This window comes from Tenacibaculum profundi, assembly GCF_052050075.1.
Taxonomy (GTDB): domain Bacteria; phylum Bacteroidota; class Bacteroidia; order Flavobacteriales; family Flavobacteriaceae; genus Polaribacter.
Genome location: NZ_CP197225.1, coordinates 3,568,479 through 3,580,520 on the forward strand (window position 1 = coordinate 3,568,479; position 12,042 = coordinate 3,580,520).

General features: G+C 31.6%; 10 protein-coding genes. 9 read left to right on the top strand and 1 reads right to left on the bottom strand.

The genetic code is table 11. The features are described from left to right. Nucleotides 1-203 precede the first annotated feature (203 nt). From hemA to ACSIGE_RS14505, 7 genes are all read left to right on the top strand, one after another. A complete protein-coding gene (gene hemA / locus ACSIGE_RS14475; RefSeq protein ID WP_440880588.1) occupies nt 204-1,475 on the top strand; it encodes a glutamyl-tRNA reductase in 1,272 nt (423 codons plus the stop codon). Continuing rightward, complete coding sequence (gene hemC, locus ACSIGE_RS14480) at nt 1,456-3,048, top strand: hydroxymethylbilane synthase (protein ID WP_440880589.1); 1,593 nt, start codon at nt 1,456-1,458, stop codon at nt 3,046-3,048. Before hemA ends, hemC begins: the two co-directional genes overlap by 20 nt. A gap of 49 nt (nt 3,049-3,097) precedes the next feature. Beyond that, nucleotides 3,098-4,075 (top strand): porphobilinogen synthase, encoded by a 978-nt coding sequence (hemB, locus tag ACSIGE_RS14485; protein ID WP_440880590.1) that lies wholly within the window; start codon nt 3,098-3,100, stop codon nt 4,073-4,075. A 115-nt stretch (nt 4,076-4,190) separates the two neighbouring features. Further along, complete coding sequence (locus ACSIGE_RS14490; RefSeq protein ID WP_440880591.1) at nt 4,191-4,601, top strand: hypothetical protein; 411 nt, start codon at nt 4,191-4,193, stop codon at nt 4,599-4,601. A gap of 29 nt (nt 4,602-4,630) precedes the next feature. Beyond that, a complete protein-coding gene (gene hemL / locus ACSIGE_RS14495) occupies nt 4,631-5,920 on the top strand; it encodes a glutamate-1-semialdehyde 2,1-aminomutase (protein ID WP_440880592.1) in 1,290 nt (429 codons plus the stop codon). A gap of 88 nt (nt 5,921-6,008) precedes the next feature. Beyond that, the gene (gene hemE / locus ACSIGE_RS14500; RefSeq protein ID WP_440880593.1) at nt 6,009-7,034 is read left to right on the top strand and encodes a uroporphyrinogen decarboxylase; all 1,026 of its coding nucleotides are present in this window, start codon (nt 6,009-6,011) and stop codon (nt 7,032-7,034) included. Nucleotides 7,035-7,065: 31 nt separating this feature from the next. Beyond that, the gene (locus ACSIGE_RS14505) at nt 7,066-7,662 is read left to right on the top strand and encodes a TlpA family protein disulfide reductase (RefSeq protein WP_440880594.1); all 597 of its coding nucleotides are present in this window, start codon (nt 7,066-7,068) and stop codon (nt 7,660-7,662) included. 578 nt (nt 7,663-8,240) lie between these two features. Here the strand turns inward: ACSIGE_RS14505 and ACSIGE_RS14510 are convergent. Then, entirely contained in the window at nt 8,241-8,888 is a 648-nt protein-coding gene (locus ACSIGE_RS14510; protein WP_440880595.1) for a hypothetical protein, read from the bottom strand. Between the two features lie 631 nt (nt 8,889-9,519). Between ACSIGE_RS14510 and hemF the strand changes: the two genes are divergently transcribed. Then, on the top strand, nt 9,520-10,422 hold the full coding sequence (gene hemF / locus ACSIGE_RS14515) for an oxygen-dependent coproporphyrinogen oxidase (protein ID WP_440880596.1): 903 nt from the start codon (nt 9,520-9,522) through the stop codon (nt 10,420-10,422). A 258-nt stretch (nt 10,423-10,680) separates the two neighbouring features. Further along, the gene (locus ACSIGE_RS14520) at nt 10,681-12,000 is read left to right on the top strand and encodes a dihydrolipoamide acetyltransferase family protein (RefSeq protein ID WP_440880597.1); all 1,320 of its coding nucleotides are present in this window, start codon (nt 10,681-10,683) and stop codon (nt 11,998-12,000) included. Nucleotides 12,001-12,042 lie beyond the last annotated feature (42 nt).

A 12,042-nucleotide genomic window follows, 5' to 3' on the forward strand; every position in this document is an offset into this window, starting at 1 on the left:
TTATTAGCTAATTACTTTTATTTAGAATAATTCTATATTATAGTGTTTAAAGCACCTACTATCACTACAAAAATACACATTTTTAGGCTGTTTAGCTATAATACTGCATCAAAAAACTTGAAACGATATTAAAAGTTCTTTTAGCGGTGTTTTTAACGAAGTAAAGTTTCTATTTTTGAATGATTTTTAGGAAGAAGATATCGATGTATAAAGATAAAAGACCAACAAAATTTTATAATATAGGAATCAGTTATGTAAAAGCAGATGCCACAATAAGGGGGAAGTTTTCTTTGTCAAAAGAGAATCAAATCGCTCTTTTAGAGGAGGCTAAGGGCTTGGGGATGAATGAGCTTTTTGTTTTGTCAACTTGTAATAGAACCGAAATTACTGGTTTTGCAGAGCATCCGTTTCAACTAATCAGTATGCTTTGCAACCATTCAAAAGGTTCCGTTGAAGAGTTTGCTAAAGTATCGTATGTAAACAAAGGGAAAGATGCTATTCAGCATTTATTTAGAATAGGAACAGGACTAGACAGTCAGATTCTTGGAGATTACGAAATCGTAGGGCAGTTGCGTCAAGCCTTTAAACAAGCTAAAGAAATAGGAACTACTAACGGCTATTTAGAAAGGCTGTTAAGTAATGTAATGCAGGCGAGTAAACGTGTTAAAAATGAAACTAAACTAAGTTCAGGAACCACATCTGTTTCGTATGCTGCAGTTCAATATTTAATTAATAATTTAGAAGATTACAATACTAAAAATATCTTAGTTTTTGGTTTAGGTAAAATGGGAAAGCATACCTGTAAAAACTTAGCTGAGTATACTAAGAACAAGACAGTTAGTCTTGTAAATAGAACAGAGCATAAAGTAGAGGGTTTTATAAAGGAAAACAATTCTATAAGGCATGCTAAATATGAAGATCTACATCAAGAAATAATTAAGACGGATGTTCTAATTGTTTCGACTGGAGCTGGTCAGCCAACGATTGATAAAAGCCATATACCAATAGGTAAAAAAATATTGATTCTTGATTTATCAATGCCGGCAAACGTATCACCATCGTTAAAACAACAAGAGGGCGTAGAGATAATAAATCTCGATGAATTATCTAAAATAACAGACAAAACCTTGGCTATAAGAAAAAAAGAAATTCCTCTAGCTGAGTCTATTATCCTTACACATAAGGAAGAGTTCAATGAATGGTTAAATCATAGAAAATTTACACCAGCAATTAGTGCTTTAAAACAATCCTTACAAGCGATTCAAAAAGATGAAATTGATTTTCATAAGAAAAAAATAGAAAATTTTAATGAAGAACAAGCGGAGGTAATCACCTCTAGGTTAATTCAAAAAATAACAACACAGTTTGTAAAACATTTAAAAAACGAAAATACCTCAATTAACCAAAGTATCGAGGTTATGTCTAAAGTTTTTGGGAACAATTTAGAAACAATTAATGCAACAGAAGATTATTAGAATTGGTACGCGTGAAAGCGAACTAGCCATGTGGCAAGCGAATAAAGTAAGAAAGCAACTTGAAGATCATGGATATGAAACATATATTGTACCGATAAAATCTACAGGTGATATTGTTTTAGATAAGCCTTTATACGAATTAGGTATTACTGGAATTTTTACGAAGAATCTTGATATAGCTATGCTGAATGGTGATATAGATATTGCAGTTCATTCTATGAAAGATGTTCCAACTGTTTTACCCAAAGGAATTGTACAAGCAGCGGTTTTAAAAAGAGCAAATCATCATGATATCCTGGTCTTGAAAGATACTGAAGAGTTTATGGCGCAAAGGGAAGGAATAATAGCAACAGGTAGTCTTCGAAGAAAAGCACAATGGTTAAACAGATATCCAACCCATGAAGTAGTAGATTTAAGAGGAAATGTTAACACACGTCTTGAAAAGCTTGATAACAATGACTGGAATGGAGCTGTTTTTGCGGCTGCAGGATTAGAAAGAATTGGAAAAAGACCGAAAGGAGCTATATCCTTATCCTGGATGGTTCCAGCACCAGCTCAAGGTGCCATAATGATAACAGTTCTAGAAGACGATGAGTTCTCAAAAGAAGCATGTGCTTTAATTAATGATAGAGATACAGAAACTTGCACGAAAATTGAACGGGAGTTTTTGAATCGTCTAGAAGGTGGTTGTACAGCACCTATAGGTGCTTTGGCAATGATCAATGAAGTAGATAAAGAAATAAACTTCAAAGGGGTATTATTAAGTAGAGATGGGCGTAAGAAGCTAGAGGTTTCTAAAAAAGTAAAGTTGGGAGCTCACAAGTACTTGGCAAAAGATTGTGCTACTAAAATTATAGAAAGAGGAGGAAAGTTAATAATTTTAGAAGATGAAGGTATTGAAAAAGATTTTTCAATTTATTCAACTAAAAAACTTTCAGAAGTACAAAAAAAATTATTACCAAGTAGCATAAAAGTACAAGATAGTGATTTTATTAAAATTAGATTCAATAGAATTGCACCAAAAGAGGTTAAGAACGAACTAGAAAATGTAGTTTTAACAAGTAAAAATGGTGTTGAGGCTTTACTTTATAATTTTACGAAAGATGAGTTAAAGTTTAAAAATATTTTTTGTGTAGGAAGGCGTACAAAAAAGTTAATAGAGCAAAAAATCGGAAAAGTAACCCATGTAGAGAATAATGCCCAAAAGCTTGCCAAATATATAGAGGAGAACGTTGTGTCAAAAAAAATCACCTACTTCTGTAGTAGTTTAAGATTAGATGTTTTACCGACTTTATTAAGAGTAAAAGGTATTCTAGTTAATGAGGTAGAAGCTTATAAAACAATGTACAGTCCGGTTAAACTTGAAACTAAAATAGATGCTGTTTTATTTTACAGCCCTTCAACTGTTGAAAGTTATATAAAAGAAAATAATGCAGAAGAAATAGCTTTCTGTATTGGCGATTCAACAGCTAAGGAAGCTGCTAAATATTTTAAAAATGTACAAATAGCTAAAATACCTACTGTTGAGAGTGTTATTGAAATGGTAGGGATACATTTTGCTGCAGAATCATAAAATAAAAGAGATAAATTTTTATCTCTTTTTTCTATAATAAAAACTATTAATGTTACAAAATAGACGACCAAGAAGGAATAGGAAGTCTGGGGCCATTAGAGCGATGGTTGCAGAAAACACGCTAACAGCAAATGATTTCATTTTTCCATTATTTTTAATACCAGGGGTAAATGAAAAACAATCAATAAGCTCTATGCCAGGTATATATCGTTATTCTCTTGATTTATTACTTTTAGAAATAGAAGAATGCATAAGACTTGGAATTAAAGGTTTCTGTATATTCCCTTCTTTAGAAGACGATCAAAAAGATAAGTATGCAACTGAAGGTTACAATAAAAATGGATTATATATCAAGGCTTTGAAAGAGGTTAAATTACAGTTTCCGGATATTGTATTGATGACAGATATTGCTATGGACCCGTATTCAAGTGACGGACATGATGGAATTGTTGAAAAAGGAGAAATAATTAATGACAAGACTCTTGAAATTCTTGGTAAAATGGCTTTGATACAGGCTCAAGCAGGAGCTGATATCTTAGGACCATCAGATATGATGGATGGTCGAGTGGGATACATTAGAAGAATACTAGATGAAGCAGGATATACCAGCGTTTCCATTATGTCATACACAGTAAAATATGCAAGTGCCTTTTATGGACCCTTTAGAGACGCTTTAGATTCGGCTCCTAAGTTTGGTGATAAAAAGACATATCAGATGAATCCTGCAAACTCTAAAGAAGCACTTATAGAAGCCGACCTAGATATCGAAGAGGGAGCTGATATGATAATGGTAAAACCAGCCCTTTCATATCTTGATGTCATTAAGTCTTTAAAAGACAACTATAATGTACCCATTACAGCTTATAACGTCAGTGGAGAATATGCGATGATTAAGGCAGCAAGTGAAAAAGGGTGGCTTGATGAAGACAAGGTTATTATGGAAAGTTTACTATCAATGAAAAGAGCTGGAGCTGATATCATCCTTACTTATTTCGCTAAAGAAGCAGCTAAATTGTTAAAAAAGTAATTTTTCTTGTAGCATTTATTTAGAAGTTCTTTTACTTAGAGCTCTTAAAAACATGGATAAATTAATATTATTTTTATGAGTTATCTTTATTTTAGTAGTCAAAATAATTCCACTTATGAAAAAATACCTTATTATATTCGTTCTGTTTTGGTTTACGAATATTAATAGCCAAAATCTAAAAAATGAAGATATTTCAGGTGTTTGGAAAGTAACAAAGGTGTTGAGGTTACCGAATAAAAATATTGATAAAAAATTGATCACTAGTTTTAAAAGGGCTTTTTTTTATTTTAAAAAAACACAAAATTTTGGTTTGAAAACAGAACATATGTCTGAATCATTTGCTAAAGTTACATTGTCGTTATCAGGACGCAAATGGAAGATTGAAGGAGGTAAAATATATATAGGTTCAGAAAAAAACAACTACCATTCATTGATAATCAAGCCGTTTATAAAGAATAAAATATATCACTTTGAATTTTTTAAGAATAAAGATTTGTCTTTTCTTTTAAGGGTTGAAAAACAATAAAATAAATCAATAAAAATACGATCTAGTTTATGGATTTTAAAAAATCACAAGAACTTTATAATAAAGGATTAACAAATTTAGTTGGAGCGGTAAACTCTCCAGTGAGGGCATTTGCATCTGTTGGTGGAAATCCTTTGTTTGTAAAAAAAGCAAAAGGGAGTAAGATTATAGATGTTGATGGCAACACTTATGTAGACTTGGTATTGTCTTACGGCCCTATGATTTTGGGTCATCGTCATAAGAAAGTTCAAAAAGCTGTTTCAAAGGCACTGAAAAATGGTTATTCTTTTGGAGCTTCAACTAAAAACGAAATTAAATTAGCTAAAATTATTTGCGAAGCGTTTTCTGGAATGGATAAAATTCGTTTTGTAAGCTCAGGAACTGAAGCCGTTTTAAGTGGTATTCGGTTGGCCAGGGCATATACTGGAAGGGACAAAATTATAAAGTTTTCAGGTTGTTATCATGGACATCAAGATGCATTACTGGTAGCAGCAGGTTCTGGTTTAGCAACGTTGAGTTTGCCTGGAAGTAAAGGGGTTCCTGAAGGGGCTGTCAAAAATACATTAATAGCTAATTACAATGACCTTGAAAGTGTAAAAGCGCATTTTGAGGAACATGATGACATTGCTGGCGTTATTTTGGAGCCTATCGCTGGAAACATGGGAGTTGTTGTACCTCAAAACAACTTTTTAAAGGATTTAAAAAAACTAGTTAATTCAAAAGGAGCATTACTTATAGTTGATGAGGTAATGACAGGATTCAGATCGAATTTTGGAGGTGCTCAAGAGAAGTTTGATGTAGAAGCCGATATAACATGTTTAGGAAAAGTTATAGGAGGAGGATTCCCCGTAGGAGCTTATGGAGCTCGTAATGAAATTATGGAGATGGTAGCTCCTTTAGGTGGTATGTACCAAGCAGGTACATTAAGTGGTAATCCTATTGCAATGGCAGCAGGTATATCTACTCTTTCTGAATTAAAAAAACAAGATCCTTATGAAAAGTTTAACGAGATAGCAAAAATATTAGAAGTATTTTTGCTGGAGACAGCAAAAAAATATGATGTGAAAGTTACGGTTAATAGGTTTGGATCAATGATCAATACATTTTTCACAGATGTACATGTGACAAATTTCGAGGAAGCTCAAACTAGTGATACTAAAAAGTATGCTGTTTTCTTTTGGGAAATGATTAGAAATGGTGTTTTCTTACCTCCATCGCAATTCGAAGCATGGTTTTTGACTTCAGCTATTTCTAACAAGGATTTAAAAAATATAACAAAAGCGATTGATAAATCAATTCAAGCAGTATCGAATATGTAATTTAAAAAGTCTTTACTCTTTTGTAAGTTTCTGTTTTTTAGTTTGTTAAAAAATACTTTATTATATTAGAGGAGGCGTAATATTAAAAATGATTAAAAACGATTTATTTTTAAAAGCCTTAAGAGGTGAAACGGTGGATAGACCGCCTGTATGGATGATGCGACAAGCGGGTAGGTATTTGCCAGAATTTATGGAGTTAAAGAAAAAGTATGACTTTTTTACAAGGTGTAAGACTCCAGAGCTGGCCTCAGAAATAACAGTGCAACCAATTCGAAGGTACGGAATGGATGCAGCTATTTTATTTTCTGACATTCTGGTGGTTCCTCAAGCAATGAATGTTGAGGTTGAAATGAAACCCGATTTTGGCCCTTACTTGCCAAATCCTATTAGAGATCAAAAAGGATTGGATAATGTTATTGTTCCAGATATTCAAGAAGAATTAGGGTATGTTATGGATGCTATTAAGTTAACTAAAGAGAAGTTAAATGATGAAATCCCATTAATAGGTTTTGCAGGATCTCCATGGACAATTTTATGTTATATGGTTCAAGGACAAGGCTCAAAAAATTTTGATAAAGCTAAAGAATTTTGTTTCAGTAAACCAATTTTGGCACACGAATTGTTAAGTAAAATAACAGCGACCACTATTGCTTATTTAAAAGAAAAAGTAAAGTCAGGTGTAAATGCTGTTCAAATTTTTGATTCTTGGGGAGGTATGTTATCTCCGACGGATTACAAAGAGTTCTCATGGCAATACATAAATCAAATTATTGAGGCTCTTAAAGATGAAGCACCTGTTATCGCCTTTGGTAAAGGATGTTGGTTTGCGTTAAATGAGATGGCTAGGTCTAATGCCTCAGCCTTAGGAGTAGATTGGACCTGTTCTGCAAAAAACGCAAGGTATTTAACAGGCGGAAATATAACTTTACAAGGAAATTTTGATCCTTCACGGTTATTGTCTCCCCCTAAAGACATAAAAAAAATGGTACACCAAATGATAAATGAATTTGGTAAAGATAAATATATTGTTAACTTGGGGCATGGAATTTTACCCAATATTCCTTTAGAAAATGCGCAAGCATTTATTGATGCTGTAAAGGAATATAAAGTTTAAAATAATAATCCCCTTAATTATCCTAAAGTATATGAAGAAAATAGTATTCTTATTAAGTATTTTGTTTTCGATCGGAGCCCTTGCTCAAGAGAAAGTATATTACAATTTTGCCGTAAATAACTGTGAGGCAGAAACTGCGGAAGGATTAATAAGTGATTGCCTAATAGGTTCTTATCTCTTAAATTATGATTTCGTAGCAATTGATGGAAAAAAAATAAGTACAGACAAGGTTAAAAAACCTATAGTTTTGATAGCTGCGTCCACAAGATGTGCTCCATGTTGGGGTGATATTCCAGCCCTAAATAAAATGGTTGAAAAGTACGCTGGTAAACTGGAGTTTGTTATGTTCTTTTGGGACGACTTGAAAGGTATTCAGAGAATGCAAAAAAAGCTTGATCCACGAATTAAATTAATTCCACCAACAAAAAAATTTGATAATAAAGCCTATACAGAGTCTTTTGGTTTTTTCCATAAATTAGATTATCCTACAACTTATTTGATTAGTAAAGATAAGAGATTTCTTAGTGTAAGAAGAGGTGCCGCATATCCTTCTAAACAAATGAATTGGGAAAAAGTTAATGAAATTAACGAAAAAGAATTAGAGGAGTTTATAAAACCAGTACTTTAATAGAAAAACAAAATATTATAAATAACCAACCTCTTTCGTTTAAGAAAAGAGGTTTTTTTGTTATTTCAACTTATGGTTATGGATCCAAATGTTTTAAAAGGTATGAGTTTTTATACAAAGACATTAAAAGTAATTTTTAAATTAAAATTATGAAAGTTCTTTTGAGTGCCTATTTCGATAAGTTTACAGATATCAATAGTAATAGGACATGCCTTTACTTTAGTACTAAATAGGTAATTTCTTTTTTATCCATAATCAATTACCATTTTTTTATCAAAATGAAAAGTAATATAGGTAAATTAAGAAGGGGTAAAAGGTCAATTTTCTAATTTTTAACGATCTTTAAAGACTACGTTTTTATTTCTGCTTGATAGTATTAGAAATTAATATAGTAATTGTCCAGACTATTGTTTATGCTCTCACCTAGGGTATTTACGTTTCTTTTATTTCCTTGAATTATCATATAACCACTATTCTTTATTGGTAGTAAGCTTTCTAAATTTTGGTCATAAAAAACACTATAAATGTGCTTTGTATAACTGTATTTTTAACGGTCTTGTATAAGAATAGTGGTGGTTTTAAGACCACAAACTTTTCAGTTTAGACCAAAGTTTATTGTTATTACTGTTCTTGATTTTAGCAGAATTTCCGCCATTATTTTTATACTTTGTTGTAAGCAGTTTTTCTTTGATTTGCTTATGAATGGAATCAAATTTCTTCGCTATTTTTGAATATTCATTACTCCAACCATTTGACATTGCTAATTCTTGATAAGTGCTGGTCGGTAAAAATTCCACCATTATTTTCTCAAGAGTATCAAAATCCAAAAGTTCTATTTGTTTTTGGTCATAATCAAGTTCTTTTATCAAAACCTCCGTATTGTCAAATCCAGCCCAAACACTATCAGTTTCATCATTAATTCTTGATTTGATATTATCTACTATTTCTGAAACTTCTTTAAAGTCCGAATAAAATGGAATTTTGAATTTGAAATAGTCTTTGGTTTCCAAATCGCAATTTTCATTTAGCTTGATTAAAGATTTTTCTCTATATTCTTTTGATACAAGTCTATCAGAAATCAATTTTATATCCTGTTCAAATTCGTCAATTAAGAACCAATCATTATAACTAATCAAGTTTTTTTCAGTCGATTTTCCGACTCGGACTAATCCGTCAATGTCTCCGCCAAACTTGTTATAAATTTTTATTTTCTCAATGGTCAGCATTGGTTCGGTTTAATTGCTTACAACTAGTGGATATACACAATTGTGTATATTTCCGCTACAAATGTAATATTAATTTAAACCATCTAAAAAGCTTAAAAAACAACATATTATATAGTTACAGGGTGCTATTTATCCGAATACAAACGTTTATTTTATTTACCACAATTATGTCAAAGAACATTTCCCTTTTTAAGGTATTGGAGAACTTAAATTAATTTTCCGTTTTACATAAGTTTTTATATGACTTTTAGATTTAAAATCTGTCCTTTCGCCGTTGTTAGATGGGGATAATTTTTATTGTATTGTTTTTACTTGTTAAGTTGTATTGTAGTTGAGTTAATATCATCAATGTATTCTTTTTTTACTAATTAAAGTCTATTAAACGGAATCTGTAAATGTAGATTCTACTTTTGAAATATAATAAGGGTATTAAGAAAGCATCAATGTTTCTAAAGAATAAGGTATTGCTATAGTTAATTGAATTGTTTTTAAGTTAATGATGTTGATTCCCGTATTGAGTACTGTTTTCATTTTCCCCTTTTCTGTTATAGAAGTAATCGAAGAAACAATCAAAAGAATTTATACTTAGAATAGTCAGATTATTTATTTTTGTAATACAAATATTCAACAAATGAAAGATAAGTTTTACGCATATATACAAGAACTTCAGGACACCATAACAGACAAGTTAGAGGAAGTTGATGGTAAGGCAAAGTTTAAAGAAGATTTATGGAAACGTAATGAAGGAGGTGGAGGGAGAACAAGAGTAATTGAAAATGGGAATATTTTTGAAAAAGGAGGGGTTAATATATCAGCAGTTCATGGACAGTTACCTGATGTTTTAAGAAAACAATTTAACGTAGCAGAAGGTAATTTTTATGCGTGTGGATTAAGTTTAGTGATACACCCAAAAAATCCTTTTGTACCTACAGTACATGCAAATTGGAGGTATTTCGAGATGTATGATGAGAATAATAATGTTGTAACCCAATGGTTTGGAGGGGGACAAGATTTAACTCCATATTATTTGTTCGAAGAAGATGCATTTCATTTTCACAGTATTTGCAAGGAGGCGTGTAGCAAGCATCATGAAAATTATTATGTAGAATTTAAAGAAGCTTGTGATCATTATTTTTGGAATAAGCATAGGAATGAAGCTAGAGGAATTGGTGGTTTATTTTTTGATTATTTAAAAGAAACAGATACTTTCTCAATGGATGATCGATATAATTTTGTAACGGAAGTAGGAAATAGTTTTTTGAATTCATACATACCCATTGTTGAAAAAAGAAAGGACACCGAATACAATCAATTACAAAGAGAATGGCAAGAGGTACGAAGAGGTAGGTACGTCGAGTTTAATTTAGTGCACGATCGAGGAACTTTATTTGGGCTTAAAACGAATGGAAGAATAGAGAGTATCCTTATGAGTTTGCCACCGACTGTTAAATGGAAATATGATCATCAACCAAATGAAGGATCTCAAGAAGCTGCTTTAATTGAAGTTTTAAGAGAACCCAAAAAATGGGCGTAAATAAATATATAACGATCGTTTTTTGTCTAAAAAAATAATAGTAATACTAAATTAACTTGTTTTTTTTAGATAATTCGCAATATGAATTACGTAAAAAAAATATCGTTTTATATGATTATATTTTGTTTTAATATGTGATTAAGTGTTTTTTTTATGAATAATATAAAAAAAATAAAATATTATTGTAAATCTTTTGTGTCAAAATCATAGAAAAATCATTAGTTTTTACTAAATTCGCAAGCATCAAAATAATTGAATATGGCTAGATACGAACTCAAATTACCAAAAATGGGTGAAAGTGTTGCAGAAGCAACAATTACTTCTTGGTTGAAAGAAGTTGGAGATACGATTGAATTAGATGATACCATTGTAGAAGTTGCAACTGATAAAGTAGATAGTGAAGTGCCTAGTGAAGTTGAGGGAAAACTTGTAGAGATTTTATTTGAGAAAGATACGGTTGTTCAGGTTGGACAAACAATTGCAGTTATTGAAATAGATGGAGAAGATAACGAGGTAATCACTGAAAAAGAAGAAACCAACGATGAAGTGTCTTCACCAGCTGCTTTGGAGATAGAAAAAACAATTCAAAATGTTAAGAAAGTAAAAGATATTACAACCGAAACAACTTCAGGAGATCGTTTTTATTCCCCCTTAGTAAAAAGTATTGCCCAGGCAGAAAAAATTTCTTTGGGAGAGCTTAATGATATTCAAGGTTCAGGAAAAGGAGGGAGAGTGACAAAGACTGATATTTTGAACTTTATAGAGAATAAAAAAAATAATAGTTCCAAAAAAGCTTTCAAGCAGGAGGCTACCAGACCTTCTTCCTTAGAAGAAAATAAACAAGCTTCGACACCGATAACCCTTGGAGGGCAAGATCAAATTATTGAAATGAGTCGTATGGGTAAGCTCGTTTCAAAGCATATGATTAATTCAATTCAGACCTCTGCTCATGTTCAGTCATTTATAGAAATTGATGTTACAAATATTGTAAATTGGAGAAATAAAGTAAAGACAGCTTATCAGAAAAGAGAGGGTGAAAAGTTAACTTTTACACCAATTTTTATGCAAGCCGTTGCACAAACTATCAAGAAGCATCCTTTAATTAATATTTCTGTTGATGGTGATAAAATAATACAGAGAGGGAATGTTAATTTAGGTATGGCTGCAGCGCTTCCAGATGGAAATTTAATTGTTCCTGTGATTAAGAATGCAGATCAATTGAGTTTAGTAGGCATGACAAAGCAAGTCAATGATCTAGCTTCTAGATCAAGAGAAAATAAATTAAAGCCAGACGAAATACAGGGAGGAACATATACCGTTACAAATGTAGGTAGTTTTGGTTCAATAATGGGAACGCCAATTATTAATCAACCACAAGTAGCGATACTTGCATTGGGAGCTATTAGAAAAATGCCATCAGTAATTGAAACACCTGAAGGTGATTTCATAGGGATCAGACATAAGATGATAGTCTCTCATTCATATGATCATAGAGTTGTTAATGGGGCTCTTGGAGGAATGTTTATAAAGACATTAAAAGAAATATTAGAGTCTTGGAATGTTAATCAAGATTATTAAAAATAAAAAAGTCGTGTTTAACACGACTTTTTTATTTTAACA